The 17,177-nt window shown below is 71.9% G+C and carries 14 protein-coding genes; 6 read left to right on the top strand and 8 right to left on the bottom strand.

Features of this window, described 5'->3' with window-relative positions:
* The coding region (locus ACFZDK_RS07990; protein WP_390970878.1) for a hypothetical protein at window positions 1-1,887 on the top strand (1,887 nt) is incomplete at its 5' end.
* Window positions 1,888-1,959: 72 nt separating this feature from the next.
* Here the strand turns inward: ACFZDK_RS07990 and ACFZDK_RS07985 are convergent.
* Window positions 1,960-2,316: an iron-sulfur cluster assembly accessory protein gene (locus ACFZDK_RS07985; RefSeq protein WP_355726892.1), complete on the bottom strand. Its 357-nt coding sequence runs from the start codon at window positions 2,314-2,316 to the stop codon at window positions 1,960-1,962.
* 322 nt (window positions 2,317-2,638) lie between these two features.
* On the opposite strand from ACFZDK_RS07985, the gene nadA reads away from it, so the two are divergent.
* Complete coding sequence (nadA, locus tag ACFZDK_RS07980; RefSeq protein WP_390970876.1) at window positions 2,639-3,823, top strand: quinolinate synthase NadA; 1,185 nt, start codon at window positions 2,639-2,641, stop codon at window positions 3,821-3,823.
* 16 nt (window positions 3,824-3,839) lie between these two features.
* Here nadA and ACFZDK_RS07975 read toward each other — a convergent pair whose 3' ends face one another.
* The 6 genes from ACFZDK_RS07975 to ACFZDK_RS07950 all read right to left on the bottom strand — a co-directional run bounded on the left by ACFZDK_RS07975 (window position 3,840) and on the right by ACFZDK_RS07950 (window position 12,671).
* Entirely contained in the window at window positions 3,840-6,110 is a 2,271-nt protein-coding gene (locus ACFZDK_RS07975; RefSeq protein WP_390970874.1) for a PQQ-binding-like beta-propeller repeat protein, read from the bottom strand.
* Window positions 6,111-6,223: 113 nt separating this feature from the next.
* Entirely contained in the window at window positions 6,224-9,337 is a 3,114-nt protein-coding gene (locus ACFZDK_RS07970; protein WP_390970872.1) for an efflux RND transporter permease subunit, read from the bottom strand.
* Window positions 9,338-9,509: 172 nt separating this feature from the next.
* Window positions 9,510-10,193, bottom strand: coding sequence for a response regulator (locus tag ACFZDK_RS07965; protein WP_390970870.1), 684 nt, complete (start codon window positions 10,191-10,193; stop codon window positions 9,510-9,512).
* A complete protein-coding gene (locus ACFZDK_RS07960; RefSeq protein WP_390970868.1) occupies window positions 10,190-11,434 on the bottom strand; it encodes a histidine kinase in 1,245 nt (414 codons plus the stop codon). Before ACFZDK_RS07960 ends, ACFZDK_RS07965 begins: the two co-directional genes overlap by 4 nt.
* Before the next feature lie 122 nt (window positions 11,435-11,556).
* Window positions 11,557-11,835, bottom strand: coding sequence for a hypothetical protein (locus tag ACFZDK_RS07955; RefSeq protein ID WP_355726893.1), 279 nt, complete (start codon window positions 11,833-11,835; stop codon window positions 11,557-11,559).
* Window positions 11,836-11,879: 44 nt separating this feature from the next.
* Window positions 11,880-12,671, bottom strand: a complete 792-nt coding sequence (locus ACFZDK_RS07950) for a PspA/IM30 family protein (RefSeq protein ID WP_390970866.1) — start codon at window positions 12,669-12,671, stop codon at window positions 11,880-11,882.
* A gap of 198 nt (window positions 12,672-12,869) precedes the next feature.
* Between ACFZDK_RS07950 and ACFZDK_RS07945 the strand changes: the two genes are divergently transcribed.
* The 3 genes from ACFZDK_RS07945 (at window position 12,870) to ACFZDK_RS07935 (ending at window position 15,483) form a co-directional block, all read left to right on the top strand.
* Complete coding sequence (locus ACFZDK_RS07945) at window positions 12,870-13,544, top strand: DUF3043 domain-containing protein (protein ID WP_390970864.1); 675 nt, start codon at window positions 12,870-12,872, stop codon at window positions 13,542-13,544.
* An 83-nt stretch (window positions 13,545-13,627) separates the two neighbouring features.
* Window positions 13,628-14,329: a methyltransferase domain-containing protein gene (locus tag ACFZDK_RS07940; RefSeq protein ID WP_390970862.1), complete on the top strand. Its 702-nt coding sequence runs from the start codon at window positions 13,628-13,630 to the stop codon at window positions 14,327-14,329.
* A gap of 71 nt (window positions 14,330-14,400) precedes the next feature.
* Complete coding sequence (locus tag ACFZDK_RS07935) at window positions 14,401-15,483, top strand: trypsin-like peptidase domain-containing protein (RefSeq protein ID WP_390970860.1); 1,083 nt, start codon at window positions 14,401-14,403, stop codon at window positions 15,481-15,483.
* A 42-nt stretch (window positions 15,484-15,525) separates the two neighbouring features.
* Here the strand turns inward: ACFZDK_RS07935 and ACFZDK_RS07930 are convergent, their stop codons facing one another.
* On the bottom strand, window positions 15,526-15,738 hold the full coding sequence (locus ACFZDK_RS07930; RefSeq protein WP_234542644.1) for a hypothetical protein: 213 nt from the start codon (window positions 15,736-15,738) through the stop codon (window positions 15,526-15,528).
* 180 nt (window positions 15,739-15,918) lie between these two features.
* On the opposite strand from ACFZDK_RS07930, the gene ACFZDK_RS07925 reads away from it, so the two are divergent.
* Window positions 15,919-17,118, top strand: a complete 1,200-nt coding sequence (locus tag ACFZDK_RS07925) for a bifunctional adenosylcobinamide kinase/adenosylcobinamide-phosphate guanylyltransferase (RefSeq protein ID WP_390970857.1) — start codon at window positions 15,919-15,921, stop codon at window positions 17,116-17,118.
* Window positions 17,119-17,177 lie beyond the last annotated feature (59 nt).

Raw genomic sequence — 17,177 nt, 5'->3', positions numbered from 1 at the left:
GCGGAGTCCGCCGAGAACGCCGTGGAAGAGGTTCCGGAGCCGCCCGAGCCGACTGAGCCGGAGAAGGCTCCCGCGCCGGAAGCGGAAGTACCCGAACCGAGCGTGGCCCCGGAGCCGACAGCGGCCTCTCACGCCGAGGCCCGGCGGGCCACGGAGTCGCCTGAGGCTGCCGAGGCCGACGCGCAGTCCGCCGCGGAGTCCGCCGAGAACGCCGTGGAAGAGGTTCCGGAGCCGCCCGAGCCGACTGAGCCGGAGAAGGCTCCCGCGCCGGAAGCGGAAGTACCCGAGCCGAGCGTGGCCCCGGAGCCGGCAGCGGCCTCTCACGCCGACACGCCCGGTACCCCTGATCCCACTGGTACCGGTACCGATACCCCCGGTCTCGCCGTTACGCCCGACGGCCCGGACGCACTCGACGCGCCCGGCACCCCCGAGGCGACCGGGACGACCACGGCGACCGATGCCGGTGACCACCCCGCCCGCCGCCGCTCCCCCGCTCTCGTCATCGCCTCGGTGGCCGCCGCCGTACTCCTGATAGGCGGCGGTGGCGCCTACCTCACGTCGAGCGGCGGCAACGGTTCCGGTGGCGACGGGGCGGCACCGGGTGCCTCCGGTGGCTCCGCTCCCCCGCCCCTGGCACTGGACGGCTACTCCTCCGGCGGCGGCAACGGCATCGCTCCCGGCGAGCCCGATCCCTACGGCGTGAGCTACACGGCGAGCGGGACGCTCCCGGGCGGCCCCGGCTCGGCCGCGGTGTACCAGCCGTCCGGCGCGGTCTCCGCGGACCGGGTCGCGGCGCTGGCGAAGGCGCTGGGGGTCGACGGCACCCCGGTCGCCGAGGGCGAGGTGTGGAAGGTCGGTACGGACCACGACGGCTCCGGCGGCAGTCTCCAGGTGAACCGGACCGCGCCGGGCATCTGGACGTACAGCCGCTACGCCCCCGGCACCGACAACTGCAAGAGCGGTCTGGTGTGCGCGCAGGACCCGGCGGCGCCGGCCGGTGACCCGGTGAGCGTCGCCGACGCCGACAAGGCGGCGGCGCCGGTGCTGAAGGCGCTCGGGCAGGACGACGCGAAGCTCGACGCGAGCCAGGTGATGGGTGCGCAGCGGGTGGTGAACGCCGATCCGGTGGTCGGCGGGCTGCCGACGTACGGCTGGACGACCGGGCTGACCGTCAGCAAGCAGGGCGAGGTGGTCGGCGGCAACGGGATGCTGGCGACGCCGGCCGAGGGGGCCGCGTATCCGGTGCTGAGCGCCGCGAAGACGCTGGACCTGATGAACGCGGCGCCGCGTTCCGACCACCGGATGGGCATCGGCGGCTGCGCCAGTCCCGTGCCGCTGAAGGACCGCCTGGAGCAGCCGTGCGCCGCGTCGACGTCGGCGACCACGGCGTCGCCCTCCGCGTCCTCGGCGGTGATCGAGAAGGCGGTGTTCGGGCTGGCCGCCCAGTCCGTCGCCGGGCAGCAGGCGCTGGTGCCGTCCTGGCTGTTCCAGGTGCGCGGGGCCGCGGACTCGTACACCGTCACCTATCCGGCGGTGGACCCGAAGTACCTGGCTTCCGCGACCACGTTGACGCCCTCGGCGAGCGCCAGTGCCGCGCCGAAGGACGTGAAGGTGGACGGGTACACGGCCGAGGGCCGTGATCTGACCGTCGCCTTCACCGGCGGGGTGTGCGCCGACTACAAGGCGACGGTGGACGAGGGCTCGGAGCAGGTGGTGGTCAAGGTCACCGAGACGCCCTGGCCGGACAAGATCTGCATCCTGATCGCCAAGCAGTACCACCAGACGGTGCGTCTCGACGCGCCGCTGGACGGCCGGAAGGTGGTCGGCACGGACGGTCACGCGGTCCCGAAGGAGAAGGCCACGACGCTGAACCCGCAGGAGGGCTGAGCGCGGGCAGCACGAAGGCGGCGACCCCTCGCGATGAGGGGTCGCCGCCTTCGTGCTGGTCAGCCGCTGGGCTCAGCTGAAGGAGTCGCCGCAGGCGCAGGAGCCGGTCGCGTTCGGGTTGTCGATCGTGAAGCCCTGCTTCTCGATGGTGTCGACGAAGTCGACCGACGCGCCGCCCAGGTAGGGAGCGCTCATGCGGTCGGTGACGACCTTGACCCCGCCGAAGTCCTTGACGACGTCGCCGTCGAGGGAACGCTCGTCGAAGAAGAGCTGGTAACGCAGGCCGGAGCAGCCACCGGGCTGGACGGCGACGCGCAGGGCGAGGTCGTCACGGCCTTCCTGCTCGAGCAGGGCCTTGACCTTGGCCGCGGCGGCGTCGCTCAGGATGATGCCGTCGGTGGCGGTGCTGGTCTCGTCCGATACGGACATCTACATCTCTCCCGGGTTGTACGGAGACTGCTTGCCGACGAGTGCAACCGGCGGGTCCGCTGTTTCATTCCGGCCCGGCATTCGCGTTCTCGCGTTTTTCTACTTCTTCATGCTCGCACATGCCCGAAGTCACGCACAGCGGCTGTGAAGGTCACCCACGGCGACCTGCGCACAAGGCCACCACCCCACGGACATCCGGCGGCAACCCTCCCGTTCGGTGCCGGGATTCATGTCACATCGACGCAATGGCCGTCGTCAAAGTGACGTGAAGCAGTTATGATAGATAACGTCAGATCGACGAAAAGTAGAAAGGGTGCGTGTCGTGACCACCGCCCAGACCCCGGAGCTCGACGTACAGCCGACTCCGCTCGCCCTGCTGCTGCTCGGCCGCGAGGCCGACCCGAGGAGCGAGCGGGGCGTCGAGTGTCCCGGCGACCTGCCCTCGCCGTCCGACCCGGACCTGGTCGCGCGCGCCCGCGCGGCCAAGGAGAAGCTCGGCGACAAGGTGTTCGTGCTCGGCCACCACTACCAGCGCGACGAGGTCATCCAGTTCGCCGATGTCACGGGCGACTCCTTCAAGCTGGCCCGGGACGCGGCCGCCCGCCCGGAGGCCGAGTACATCGTGTTCTGCGGTGTGCACTTCATGGCCGAGTCCGCCGACATCCTGACCTCGGACGACCAGAAGGTGGTCCTGCCGGACCTGGCGGCCGGGTGCTCGATGGCGGACATGGCCACCGCCGAGCAGGTCGCCGAGTGCTGGGACGTGCTCACCGAGGCCGGCGTGGCCGAGCAGGTCGTGCCCGTCTCGTACATGAACTCGTCCGCGGACATCAAGGCGTTCACGGGCAAGCACGGCGGCACGATCTGCACCTCGTCGAACGCCCGACGAGCCCTGGAGTGGGCCTTCGAGCAGGGCGAGAAGGTGCTGTTCCTGCCCGACCAGCACCTGGGCCGCAACACCGCCGTCCGGGACATGGGCATGTCCCTGGAGGACTGCGTCCTCTACAACCCGCACAAGCCGAACGGCGGCCTGACCGCCGACGAGCTGCGGGCCGCCAAGATGATCCTGTGGCGCGGCCACTGCTCGGTGCACGGCCGTTTCAGCCTTGACTCCGTCAACGACGTGCGCGAGCGCATCCCGGGTGTCAACGTCCTCGTCCACCCCGAGTGCAAGCACGAGGTCGTCGCGGCGGCGGACTACGTCGGCTCGACCGAGTACATCATCAAGGCCCTGGAGGCGGCCCCGGCCGGCTCCAAGTGGGCGATCGGCACCGAGCTGAACCTGGTCCGCCGCCTCGCGAACCGTTTCGCCCCCGAGGGCAAGGAGATCGTCTTCCTCGACAAGACGGTCTGCTTCTGCTCCACCATGAACCGCATCGACCTCCCCCACCTGGTCTGGACCCTGGAGTCCCTGGCCGAGGGCAACCTGGTCAACCGCATCGAGGTCGACCAGGAGACCGAGGCGTTCGCCAAGCTGGCCCTGGAGCGGATGCTGGCGCTGCCGTAGCCGTACGAGCCCTGTGTCACCCCGAGCCGGACTTCCGCTCGGGGTGCGCGGGGTCGAGGCTGAAGAGGGTGCCGTCGGGGGTCATGACGGTCACCACACCCCCGTAGAGAAGTGCCTTGGGATCGGACGCCCCGTCCGTCGAGGCCGTGCCGACGCGCGGGGACGTCTGCCAGAGGAGGGTGCCCTTCCGGGTGTCCAGGGCTGCCACCCGGCCGCTGGGACTGGCCAGGTAGAGGGTGTGGGTGCGGGAGTCGTACGTCGGGGAGCCGGAGTTCTCCACGCTGGTGCGGGTGTGCCAGAGTTCCTTGCCGGTCAGCGGGGACACCGCCGCGACCTCGCCGTTCGCGCCCGTGATCCACAGGGTGTCGGAGGCGAGCGTCACCGAGCCCTCGTAGGTCTTCGCGAGCTTCGTCGTCGTCCGGCCGCCGGTCGTCGGGTCCGTCAGGAGGATCTTGGTGAACCTGGAGTCCTGCAGGGACGTCGAGCCGCTCTCCTCGTCGGCCAGGACCATGGCCGGATGGCCGTCGACGACCCCGAGGAAGCCGCTCTCGAAGGGGATCTGCCGACGCGCGAGGACCGTTCCGTCGGCGCGGTCCAGCTGCAGGAGCGTGGAGTACTTGGCGTTCTGCCCGGTGGGGAAGCACTGCGCGTACACGTCGGTTCCGGCCGGCAGGAACGTGCAGTAGGTGTGGGCCGGAAGTGTCATGGCCCAGCGGGCCTTGCCCGCGCGCGGGGAGCGGGCCGTCACCGTCCGGCCGTCGCTCTCGGCGGTGAGCACGACGTCACCGGCCATGATCAGGTCGACGTTCTCGTCGTTGACCTTGCGGATCCACAGTTGCGAGCCGCTCGTCGCGTCGAGGGCGACTATGCGGGTCGGGTTGTTCAGGGCGCCTTCCTCGGTGACGGTCTCCCGGACGAGGAGCGTGCCGTCGTACACCCCGAGGACCCAGGAGTCGTACCGGCTGGGATCGTCGCCCGGCGCCGCGAGCGCGGCGCGCCAGAGGGTTCTGCCGGTCCGGCCGTCCAGCCGTACCGGCAGGACGCCGTGGCCTCCGCAGTAGACGCTGCCGCCCTGGCTCAGGCAGTCCGGCTGGCCTTGCGCCGGCGTGCCCAGTGCGTTGACCTCGCCCCGGTCCGCCGGCTTGTACACCGTCGTCTGCCAGGGCTGCCAGCCGGTGGGCACCGCGGCCCAGCGGGAGGCCGAGGAGGAGCTCGCCGCCCCGGGGTCGTCCGTGAAACCCGGTCCGAACCGGATGTACCACAGCAGCCCCAGCGTCAGCGCGCCCACCGTGCCGACCGCCGCCCAGAGGGTACGGCGGCCCCGGAGCCGGCGGCGGCCGAAGCCGGTGCCGGTCGCCCGGTCGAAGTCGGCGCGCGGGCCGGTCGCCGCGCCGGCCGGCCAGGCCTCGCCGCGCAGGCCCAAGGTGCGCCGATCGTCCTCCGGCGCCTCGTACACCGCCGGGTCGCCCGCCGCCGGCTCGGGCAGGGCATCCGCCAACTCCTGTGCCAACTGCTCCAGTTCGGGCCGCTGGGCGGCCTCCTTGTGCAGACAGCGCTCCAGGACCGTACGCAGCGGGCCGCCCACGCCGTCGAGCACGGGCTCGTGGTGGACCACCCGGTAGGCGGTCAGATAGGGGCTGTCGGCGTCGAAGGGGCCGCGCCCGGCGACGCAGTACACCAGCAGCGCGCCGAGCGAGAAGACGTCCGAGGCGGGGCCGACGGTACGGGCGTCGGTGAACTGCTCGGGGGACATGAACGGCGGGGTGCCGATCATCTGGCCGGTCTCGGTGAGGGTGTGGTGGTTCTCGGCCGCGCGGGAGATGCCGAAGTCGATGACGCGGGGACCGTCCTCGGCGATCAGCACGTTGGCCGGCTTGAGGTCCCGGTGCACCACCCCGGCCCGGTGGATGTCCCGCAGCGCCTCCACCAGCCCGAGGGCCAGCCGCCGCAGTTCGCCGCCGCGCACCGGGCCCCGGTCGCGCAGCCGGTCGGCGAGCGAGCGCCCCGGCACGTACTGGGTGGCCATCCAGGGCCGGGCGGCCTCGGGGTCGGCGTCCACGACGGGCGCGGTGAAGGCGCCGCTCACCCGGCGGGCGGCCTCGATCTCCTGCCGGAACCGGGAGCGGAAGACGGGGTCCTCGGCGTACTGGGCGTGCACCACCTTGACGGCGACCTCACGCCCGGAGCGCGACCGGCCCCGGTAGACGGCGCCCATGCCGCCGGCCCCCAGCCGGTCGATCAGCTTGTAACCGCCGACGGACTTCGGGTCGTCCTTGCGCAGCGGCACGCTCTGACTCCTCTTCGCCGCATGGCCGTTCGATGCGTCAGCATACGGAACGGAAAACACGTCGGCGGCCGTACCCGGGGTTGTTCCGGGTACGGCCGCCGGTCATGGGACCGTCAGACGGCCGCGGGCTGCGGCTCCTCGGACGCGGGGGCGGACTCCGTGGCCCCCCGGCCCTTCTTGGCGGCCCGCTTCCCGGCCCGGCGCTCCTTGCGGAGCTCGACCATCGCGTAGAGCGTCGGCACGAGCAGCAGGGTGAGCAGGGTGGAGGTGATCAGACCGCCGATCACGACCACGGCCAGCGGCTGGGCGATGAAGCCGCCCTCGCCGGTGACGCCGAGCGCCATCGGGAGCAGGGCGAAGATGGTCGCCAGGGCCGTCATGAGGATGGGCCGCAGACGGTGGCGGCCGCCCTCGACCACGGCCTCGACGACGCCGTATCCCTGCCCGCGGTACTGGTTGATGAGGTCGATCAGGACGATCGCGTTGGTCACCACGATGCCGATCAGCATCAGCATGCCGATCATCGCGGGGACGCCCATCGGGGTGCCGGTGACGATCAGCAGGCCGAGCGCGCCGGTCGCCGCGAACGGGATGGAGACCAGCAGGATCAGCGGCTGGACCAGCGAGCGGAAGGTCGCGACCAGCAGCATGAAGACGATCGCGATCGCCGCGAGCATCGCCAGGCCCAGGTTCTTGAACGCGCTGTCCTGGTCCGAGGTGACCCCGCCGATCGAGGCCGTCGCGCCCGCCGGGAGCTTCAACGCCTTGATCTTGGACTGGAGTTGGGTGCTGACCGCGCCCGTGTTGTCACCGGTGGGCTTCGCGCTGACGGTCGCGGCGCGCTGACCGTCGATCCGGGTCATCGACACCGGCGCGTCCACCAGCTTCACGGTGGCGATGTCGCCGAGCTTCACCGGGCCCAGCTTGAGCGCGCGCAGCTGGGCCAGGGTCTCGGCCGGCTTCGCGGACTTCACGACGACGTCCCGCTCGGTGTCGTCGAGGGTCGCCTTCGCGGCCGCCGTACCCTTCACGGCCTGGGTGACGGCGGCGCCCAGCGTCTGGTCGTCGAACCCGGCGGCCGCGGCCTTGGAGTTGGCCTTCACGGAGATGCGCGGCACGCTCTGCGCCAGGTCGCTGGTGACGTCGGTGACGTCGTCCAGCCCCGCGACCGTGGCCCGGACCTGCTCGGAGGCCTTGCGCAGCACATCGCCGTCGGCCGCCTTCACGACGACGCTCAGGTCCTGGCTGCCGAAGCCGTCACCGGCGGAGACGGTCGTGGTGCCGATCCCGGACAGCTTGTGCAGGCCGTCCTCGATGGCGTTCTGCACCTTGTCGTACGACTTCGCGTCGTCCAGCATCACCGAGTACGACGCCTGGTTGGTGTCGGTGCCGCCGCCGAAGGCCGCCATGAAGCCGGAGGAGCCGACGGTGACCTGGTAGTCCTTGACGCCGTCGACGGAGGCGAGCAGCTTCTCGACCTTCTTCGCCTGGGCGTCGGTCGCGGCCAGGCTGGTGCCGGGCTTCAGCTCCTGCTTGACGGTGAGGACCTCCTGGTCGCCCTGGTCGAAGAAGTTGGTCTTCAGCAGCCCGGACATGCCGAACGTGACGACCAGGACGACGATCGCGATCAGGACGCTGGTGAGGCGGCGCCGGGTCGCGAAGCGCAGGGCGGGGACGTACGCGCGCTGCAGGCGGCTGCTCGCCTCCTTCTCCTCGGCCTCGCGGCGGGCCTCGGCGGTGTCCTCGGAGGTGCCCTTGGGGGCCCGCAGGAACCAGTACGCGAGGACCGGTACGACGGTCAGGGAGACGAGGAGGGACGCCAGCAGGGCCGCGGTGACGGTGAGGCTGAAGGGGCCGAACAGCTGGCCCACCATGCCGCCGACCAGGCCGATCGGCAGGAAGACGGCGACCGTGGTGAGGGTGGAGGAGGTGACCGCGCCGGCCACCTCGCGGACCGCCGTGAGGATGGCGGACTGGCGCTCCTCGCCGTAGCCGAGGTGGCGCTTGATGTTCTCCAGGACCACGATCGAGTCGTCGACGACCCGGCCGATGGCGATGGTGAGCGCGCCGAGGGTGAGCATGTTGAGGGAGAGGCCGCGGGTCCACAGCACGATCAGCGCGAGGACGACCGACAGCGGGATGGACACCGCCGTCACCAGGGTCGAGCGGACCGAGGCCAGGAAGACCAGGATGACCAGGACCGCGAAGACCAGGCCGAGGGCTCCCTCGGTGGTGAGGCCCTTGATGGACTTGGAGACCGCCGGGCCCTGGTCGCTGACGACCGTGAGGGTGGCGCCGGAGCCGAGGTCCTGACGCAGCTTCGGCAGCTTGTCCTTGACCGCGTTCGAGATGGAGACCGCGCTGCCGTCGTGGTCCATGGTGACGTTCACGGCGAGGCTGGGGCGGCCGTCGGTGCGGGTGATCGAGTCGGCCGGGGCCTCCTGCTCCCGCACCGTGGCCACGTCACCGAGGCGCACGGGCTTCTGCGCGCCCTGCCCGGTGACCATCAGGTCCTCGATCTGCCGCAGCGAGGTGAGACCGCCGCCGACCTGGACGGTGCGGTTGGCGCCGTCCTCGTCGAAGGAGCCCGCCGGCACGGTCGCGCCGGCCGCCTGGAGCGACTGGGCGAGGGCGGCGGAGGTGAGACCGGCCCGCGCGAGCTTCGCGTCCTGCGGGGTGACGGTGACCTGGAGGTCGCGGACGCCGGTGACCTGGACGCGGCCGACGCCGTCGATGTTCTTCAGGTCCGGGACGACCGTCTTGTCCAGCTGGTCGGCGAGGGCCTGCTGGTCCTTGCCGGAGGTGACGGCGAGGACCACGGTCGGCATGTCGTCGGTGGAGCCGGAGATGACCTGCGGGTCGACGGAGTCCGGGAGCTGGGCGCGGTTGACGGCCAGCTGGACGTCGGCCACCAACTGCTTGGTGTCGTTGCCGTAGTCGAAGGACGCCATGATCACGGCGTTGCCCTCGCTCGCGGTGGAGGTGACGCCGGTGACGCCGTCGACGCCTTCGAGGTTGTTCTCGATCGGCTCGATGACCTGCTTCTCGACGACGTCCGGCGAGGCGCCCTGGTAGGGGGCGAGCACGGAGACGACCGGGAGCTCGATGGTGGGCAGCAGCTGCTGCTTGATCTGGGGGATGGCGATCGCCCCGAAGACGAGCGCGATCAGGGACACGAGGCCTATCAGGGCCCGCTGCGCGAGGCTGAATCTGGACAGCCAGGACATGGGTCAGGGTCTCTTTTCGGTGAGCTGCTGTGAGCGGCAGATGAGCGGCACAGGGGGCACCTGTGAGCGCCCACCCCACCACCCTCACCCATGCGCGACCCTGCTCACGTAGGCCCTGGGTCCCGTTCCCTTATCCGGTTCCTACTCCGGCCGCAGTACGCCCGGGTGGAGATCAGTCCGTCCTCGGGCGGACCAGCCCCGACTCGTACGCGATCACCACGAGCTGGGCCCGGTCCCGGGCGCCCAGCTTGGCCATGGCCCGGTTGACGTGCGTCTTCACGGTCAGCGGGCTGACCTCCAGGCGCTCGGCGATCTCGTCGTTGGAGTGCCCGCCGGCGACCTGGACCAGCACCTCGCGCTCGCGGGAGGTGAGCGCGTCGAGCCGCTCGGTGCGGGCCGCGTCGCGGCCGTCGTCGCCCGCGTCGCCCTGGGCGAGGAAGCGGGCGATCAGGCCCTTGGTGGCGGTCGGGGAGAGCAGTGCCTCGCCGTCGGCGGCGACCCGGATGGCGTTGAGGAGTTCCTCGGGTTCGCTGCCCTTGCCGAGGAAGCCGGAGGCGCCGGCGCGCAGTGCCTGGACGACGTAGTCGTCGACCTCGAAGGTGGTCAGGATGACCACCCGGACCCGGTCGAGGGACGGGTCCTCGCTGATGAGCCGGGTCGCGGCCAGCCCGTCGGTGCCCGGCATCCGGATGTCCATCAGGACGACGTCGGCCTGCTCCTCCCGGGTCAGCCGGACCGCCTCGGCGCCGTCGGAGGCCTCGCCGACCACCTCCATGTCGGGCTCGGAGTCGACGAGCACGCGGAACGCGCTGCGCAGCAGTGCCTGGTCGTCGGCGAGCAGGACACGGATCGTCATACGGAATCCCCCAGGGCGGCCGTACGGTCGTTCGTACGGCCGTCGGTGTCGGTCTTGACCGGCAGGATCGCATGGACGCGGAAGCCGCCGCCGTAGCGGGGGCCGGTGGTGAGGGTGCCGCGCAGGGCGGTGACGCGCTCGCGCATGCCGAGCAGGCCGTGGCCGCCGCCGGCCTCGGGGGCGGTGTCCTCGCCGGAGCCGTTGTCGAGGACGGTGACCTCGATGTGCGGTCCGACGCGTACGACGCTCACCTCGGCCTTGGCCTCGGATCCGGCGTGCTTCTGCACGTTGGTCAGGGCCTCCTGGACGATCCGGTAGGCGGCCAGGTCGACGGCGGCGGGCAGGGTGCTGCCGTGGTCGGCGCGGGCCACCTCGACCGGGAGTCCCGCGTTGCGGAAGGTGTCGGCGAGCTCTTCCAGGACGTGCAGGCCGGGGGCGGGCTCGGTGGGTGCCTCGGGGTCGCCGGACTGGCGGAGCAGGCCGACCGTGGCGCGGAGTTCGTTGAGCGCGGAGCGGCTGGCCTCGCGGACGTGGGCGAGGGCCTCCTTGGCCTGGTCGGGCCGCTTGTCCATGACGTGCGCGGCGACCCCGGCCTGCACGTTGACCAGGGCGATGTGATGGGCGACGACGTCGTGCAGGTCGCGGGCGATCCGCAGCCGTTCCTCGGCGACCCGGCGGCGGGCCTCCTCCTCACGGGTGCGCTCGGCCCGCTCGGCGCGCTCCCGGATGGCCTGGACGACGGCGCGCCGGCTGCGGACCGCGTCCCCGGCGGTGGCGCCGATGCCGGTCCAGGCGAAGATCGCGAGGTTCTCCTGGGCGTACCACGGGAGGGGGCCCGCGGCCATCGCGGCGGTGGTCAGCACGATCATGGTGAGCAGGCCTGCGCGCAGGGTGGTGCGGCGGTCGGTGGTGGCGGCGACGGTGAAGAGGGCGACCACGGCCGCCATCGCGACGGGGGCGCGGGGGTCGCCGGTGACGCACTCGACGACGGCGGCGGCGCCGGTGACGGCCAGCACGGTCTTCGGGGCGAACCGGCGGAACACCAGGGCCGCGGCGGCGAGGGTCATCAGGGAGAGGCTGAGCGGGGCCGGGGTGCGGATGCCCCAGGCGACACCGTGCGCACCGTGCGGCACCGCGAAGGAGCTGACGACCATGCACCCCAGGACGCCGGCTGCGATGACCGCGTCCACGGCGAGGGGATGGGCGCCGGCTCTGCAGCGGGCCTTTTCGAGAGTGCTCACGTTCTGAACAGTACGGCTGGTTCGTGCCGACCGGAACGGTCCGCTCGGGCCACTCCAGGCACCGCCGCACCCGCCCACCCGCCTGACTCGGTCGGCTGATGAGCTCGGGTCCGGGCGCCGCGTCAGCCCGGGATCAGGCCGTCGTCCCGCAGCAGGGCCCGGACCTCCTCCAGGGTCGCGTCCGGGGACGGGAGGATGAGGTCCGAGGGTTCCAGGGCGTCGTCGGGCAGGGGCGTGCCCAGTTCTCGGACCTTGTCCAGGAGGGCGGTGAGGGTACGGCGGAAGGCCGTCTCGTCGCCGGACTCGGTCTCCGCGAGGAGTTCGTCGTCCAGCTTGTTCAGTTCGGTGAGGTGGCTGTCGGCCAGCCTCACCTGGCCCTCCCCCATGATCCTGACGACCATGTCGGCCATGTCGCCCTCCAGGCGTCGGCTACCGCTTGTCGAAGCTACTGCTTGTCGAAGCGCGGGGTGTCCTGCGGCTGCTGCGACTGCTGGCTCTGGCCGGTGCCGCCCTCGATCGCCTGCTGAGGCTGACCACCGGCGAGCTCGGCCTTCATGCGCTGCAGTTCCAGCTCCACATCCGTACCACCGGAGAGGCGGTCCAGCTCGGCGGCGATGTCGTCCTTGGCCATGCCCGTCGGGTCGTCCAGGGCACCGGAGGCCAGGAGTTCGTCGATGGCGCCGGCCCGGGCCTGGAGCTGCTGCGTCTTGTCCTCGGCGCGCTGGATGGCGAGGCCGACGTCGCCCATCTCCTCGGAGATGCCGGAGAAGGCCTCGCCGATACGGGTCTGGGCCTGGGCGGCGGTGTAGGTGGCCTTGATGGTCTCCTTCTTCGTACGGAAGGCGTCGACCTTGGCCTGGAGGCGCTGCGCCGCGAGGGTGAGCTTCTCCTCCTCGCCCTGGAGGGTGGCGTGCTGCGTCTCCAGGTCGGTGACCTGCTGCTGGAGGGCGGCGCGGCGGGACAGCGCCTCGCGGGCGAGGTCCTCACGGCCGAGCGCGAGCGCCTTGCGGCCCTGGTCCTCCAGCTTGGAGGACTGCTGCTGGAGCTGGTTCAGCTGGAGTTCGAGCCGCTTGCGGCTGGTCGCCACGTCGGCGACGCCCCGGCGGACCTTCTGCAGCAGTTCGAGCTGCTTCTGGTACGAGTAGTCGAGGGTCTCGCGCGGGTCCTCGGCCCTGTCCAGGGCCTTGTTCGCCTTCGCGCGGAAGATCATCCCCATACGCTTCATGACACCGCTCATGGGCTTCGCGCGCCCCCTTCTGACGGACTCCGGCTCACCGATCCTGCGACAGAACCCACAGTACGGGCCCTGCCTCCATTACCGCACTGTTCGGGGACCGATGCGCTCATCCCCAAGGACGACTACCGACAGCTCCGCTCCGGCACAGGTAGTAGGTGAGCCCCGAGCGAAGCGCCTGCAACGTCCCCTCTGTCCCCCATGGAGACGACTGGCGTTGCGGGATCGTTCCCCGCCCGACTAGGGCCCACACCCCGCCACCCCGTACCCTTGGGTTTTGTGTTCCGTAGCCGTGCCAAGGATGAGAAGGCCCCCGCCGACAAGGCGGCGGTGACCGACTCCAAGCAGACCCGTGACCCGCAGGCCCCGAAGGGCAGGCCCACGCCCAAGCGGAGTGAGGCCCAGACCCAGCGGCGCAGCGTGGCCAACACGCCGACGACCCGCAAGGACGCCGCCAAGCGTCAGCGCGAGGACCGGCGCGCCGCCATGGAGCGGCAGCGCCAGGCGCTGGCCACCGGTGACGAGCGGTACCTGCCCGCCCGTGACAAGGGTCCGGTCCGCAGGTTCGCCCGTGACTGGGTCGACTCGCGCTTCAACGTGGCGGAGTTCTTCCTGCCGCTGGCCGTGGTCATCCTGGTCATGAGCGTGATCAACAACACGGCGATCAAGAACATCGCGCTGCTGCTGTGGCTGATCGTGATCGTGCTGATCGTGCTCGACGCGGCGGTCAGCGGCTTCCGGCTGCGCAAGCGCCTGGCCGAGCGCTTCCCCGACCAGAACAAGAAGGGCGCCGTCGCCTACGGGCTGATGCGCTCCCTCCAGGTGCGCCGGCTCCGGCTGCCCAAGCCGCAGGTCAAGCGCGGAGAGCGGCCCTGAGCACAGAGCCGTTCTCCGGGGGTGCGGCGAAGGTCTGGCTGACCAGGCTGGGCGGGCTGCGTGATGTCGTACGACAGGAGCTGGTGGCCCGTCAGCTCGACGAGCAGATAGCCGGGCGGTTCCCGGTCGGTCAGCGGCTGCGAGTGCTCGACGTCGGGATGGGTCAGGGCACGCAGGCGCTGCGGCTGGCCCGGGCCGGGCACCAGGTGACCGGGGTCGAGCAGGAACCGGCGATGGTCACGGCCGCGCGCGAGGCCCTGGCCGGTGAGCCGGAGGGCATCCGCGAGCGGGTGCGGATCGTCGAGGGGGACGGCCGGGACACCGGCGTCCACTTCCTGCCGGGCAGTTTCGACCTGGTGCTCTGCCACGGTGTGCTGATGTACGTCGAGGAGCCCGACGCGCTGCTGGCCGGACTGGCCCGGATGCTCGCGCCGGGCGGCCTGCTGTCGCTGCTGGTGCGCAACGCGGACGCGCTGGCCATGCGGCCGGGGCTGAGCGGGGACTGGGCGGGGGCGTTCGGCGCCTTCGACTCGGTCTCGTACCGCAACCGCCTCGGTCTGGACGTCCGGGCCGACCGGCTGGGCACGCTCACCGACGCCCTCGCCGGGATCGGCGCGCCCCTGCACTCCTGGTACGGCGTACGGGTGTTCACGGACACGGCCGCGGACGACGCGGAGATACCCGACGACGTGGAGACCCTCCTCGCGGCGGAGGAGCGGGCCGGGCGGACGGATCCGTACCGGGCCGTCGCGGCTCTGCTGCATCTGTGCGGGGTCCGCGGCTGACCTCCGCGGGCGCCGCTCGTTCGGATCAGCAGCACGCGCCGGACCGTCGGCGGCGCGACGAGACTCGGGACATGGACGCTTCCCCCGCCCGCCGGACGACCCTTCGTACGGCCGCCGCGCTCGGTTCCTGCTGCCTCGTCCTCGCCGTCTCCGGGTGCTCCGCCCTCGGCGGCGGCGCGTCCGAGGACGCCTCGACCAGGGCGGCCCGGGCGGCATCCGTCCCGATGTCGGCGACCGACCTGCAGAACCAGTACCAGAAGGTGATCAAGGACGTCCTGCCGTCGGTCGTGCAGATCCAGGCCAGCAGCGACCTGGGCTCGGGCGTGGTCTACGACGGCGACGGGCACATCGTCACCAACGCGCATGTCGTCGGGAACGAGAAGACGTTCCGGGTGACGACCGCCAACAACGAGGAACCGCTCACCGCGACGCTCGTCTACTCCTACCCCGAGCAGGACCTGGCGGTCATCCGGCTCGACAAGGTCCCGGACGGGCTGAAGGCGGCCTCCTTCGGGGACACCGAGAAGGTCCAGGTCGGGCAGATCACGCTCGCCATGGGCTCGCCGCTCGGGCTGTCGTCCAGTGTGACCGAGGGCATCGTCTCGGCGACCGGACGGACCGTCAGCGAGAACCGCGAGGGCGGCGGTACCGGCGCCACGATCCCCAACATGGTGCAGACCTCGGCTGCCATCAACCCCGGCAACAGCGGCGGTGCGCTGGTCGACCTGGACGGCCGGGTCGTCGGCATCCCCACGCTCGCCGCGAGCGACCCCGACCTCGGCGGCAGCGCGGCGCCCGGGATCGGGTTCGCCATCCCGGCGTCGATGGTGAGGACGGTCGCCGACCAGATCATCAAGCAGGGCAAGGTCACCGACTCGGGGCGGGCCGCGCTCGGCATCACCGGGCGCACCGTCGTCGACGAGAACTACCAGCCCGCCGGGGTGGCCGTCGTGACCGTGCAGCCGGGGGGCGCGGCCGACAAGGCGGGCATCCGGGCCGGGGACATCATCACCAAGGTGGGTGAGGACGACATCACCACCATCACCTCACTGGCCGTGTCGCTCGCGTCGGACCGGCCGGGGCAGAGGACGACGGTGACGTACGGCCGGGACGGCGTCCGGCGGACGGTGGATGTGACGCTGAGCGCGCAGTGACGGCGGGGCGGCCCTGCGCGGGCCGCCCCGGACCGCCACGTCTCAGGACTCGTCCGCGTGCAGGCTCATCGGGCCGTAGATCTCGGTGGCGTCCTCGTAGAGCCGTACCTGGTCGGCGCCGCCGGCCAGCAGGGCCTTCCACTGTTCACCGATCCAGGACTCGGCGTCGCCCTGGGTGGTGAACTCCTCGGGCTCCACCGCGGGCTGGACCTCCGTCCCGTCGGCCTTCTCGAACCGCCACGTCCATGCCGCCATGTAGGCCTCCTTTGATCCAACTGGTGCATCGTATAAGGGCGCCGGGAAAAACTCCGCTGGTTGTGGGCTTGTGTACGGGCCCGTGGGGGCTTGTCGCGCAGTTCCCCGCGCCCCTCACGGGGCGCGTTGTGGGGGGCGTCGGCTGAAGCGGGAACCGTCAGGACGGGTGAGAATCGGGCTGTGGAAGTGACTTTGCTCGGTACCGGTGCTCCTGAGGGGCTGCCTCGACCCGGTTGTCCGTGTGCGGTGTGTGCGCGGGCCGTCGGGGTGGAGGCGCGGGCCGCGACCTCGGTGCTCGTCGACGGGACGCTGCTGCTGGATCTGACGCCGGGTGCGGCGTTCGCGGCGGCGCGGGCCGGGCGGTCGCTCGGCGGGGTGCGGCAGGCGCTGCTGTCGCATCCGCACGACGGGCCCGCCGTCGAGGTGCCGTCCGGGCTGCCGCAGCCGGTGCGGGTGCCGGACGGGCGGGAGCTGGCGCCGCTGACGGGGCATCGGGTGCGGGCGGTGGCGATGGACGCGGGCGGCACCGGGTACGCGGTGACCGGTCCCGACGGGCAGCGGCTGCTGTACCTGCCGCCGGGCGGGGCGCCGGCCGGGCTGGAGAACGGGAGCGCGGACTCGTACGACCTGGTCCTCCTCGACGTCGTGGGCCGCCCCGACGCGCTGGCGCGGCTGCGGGCGGTGGGGGCGGTGGGGCCGGCCACGGATGTCGTCGCCGTGCATCTGGACCACGACGTGCCGCCCGGCGCGGAGTCCCGGCGGCGGCTGGCGGCGGCCGGGGCCCGGGCGGTGCCGGACGGGACGACGCTGACGGTCGGGGTGTACGAGGACGTGCCCGACGTACCGCGCCGGACGCTGGTGCTGGGCGGTGCGCGGTCCGGGAAGTCCGTGGAGGCCGAGCGGCGGCTGGAGTCCTTCCCGGACGTGCTGTACGTCGCCACGGGCGGGACGCGCGGCGGGGACACCGAGTGGGCGGCGCGGGTGGCCCTGCACCGGGACCGGCGGCCGGGGTCCTGGCATACGACGGAGACCTGCGACCTGGTGCCGTTGCTGGCGGAGGACGGGCCGCCGTTGCTGGTCGACTGTCTGTCGCTGTGGCTGACCGACGCGATGGACTCCGTCGGGGCGTGGGACGACACGGAGTGGGCGTCGGGCGGGGAGAAGGCCCTGCGGGAACGGGTGCGGGAGCTGACGGACGCGGTGCGGGCGACCCGGCGGACGGTGGTGGCCGTCTCCAACGAGGTCGGGTCGGGGATCGTGCCGGCGACGGCGTCGGGTCGGCGGTACCGGGACGAACTGGGACGGCTGAACGCGGCGTTCGCGGGTGAGTGCGAGAGCGTGCTGCTGGTGGTGGCGGGGCAGGCGATGGTGCTGAGGTAGCCCGTACGACGGCCCTCCGACGTCCCCCTTTCTATGCCCCCCTCAGTGCCCCTCGACCC

Origin of the sequence: Streptomyces sp. NPDC007901, assembly GCF_042959465.1 — a bacterium.
GTDB lineage: Bacteria > Actinomycetota > Actinomycetes > Streptomycetales > Streptomycetaceae > Streptomyces.
The sequence above is the reverse complement of the archived record's forward strand: the minus strand, read 5'-3'. Positions and strand labels throughout refer to the sequence as shown.

Excerpts from the sequence above, each read along its gene's own strand:
- ACFZDK_RS07955 (WP_355726893.1), bottom strand. The coding sequence starts at position 11,835 with ATGGTCGTCAGGATCATGGGGGAGGGCCAGGTGAGGCTGGCCGACAGC.
- ACFZDK_RS07950 (WP_390970866.1), bottom strand. The coding sequence starts at position 12,671 with ATGAGCGGTGTCATGAAGCGTATGGGGATGATCTTCCGCGCGAAGGCG.
- ACFZDK_RS07935 (WP_390970860.1), top strand. The coding sequence starts at position 14,401 with ATGGACGCTTCCCCCGCCCGCCGGACGACCCTTCGTACGGCCGCCGCG.
- ACFZDK_RS07970 (WP_390970872.1), bottom strand. The coding sequence starts at position 9,337 with ATGTCCTGGCTGTCCAGATTCAGCCTCGCGCAGCGGGCCCTGATAGGC.
- ACFZDK_RS07985 (WP_355726892.1), bottom strand. The coding sequence starts at position 2,316 with ATGTCCGTATCGGACGAGACCAGCACCGCCACCGACGGCATCATCCTG.
- ACFZDK_RS07965 (WP_390970870.1), bottom strand. The coding sequence starts at position 10,193 with ATGACGATCCGTGTCCTGCTCGCCGACGACCAGGCACTGCTGCGCAGC.
- ACFZDK_RS07945 (WP_390970864.1), top strand. The coding sequence starts at position 12,870 with ATGGAGACGACTGGCGTTGCGGGATCGTTCCCCGCCCGACTAGGGCCC.
- ACFZDK_RS07930 (WP_234542644.1), bottom strand. The coding sequence starts at position 15,738 with ATGGCGGCATGGACGTGGCGGTTCGAGAAGGCCGACGGGACGGAGGTC.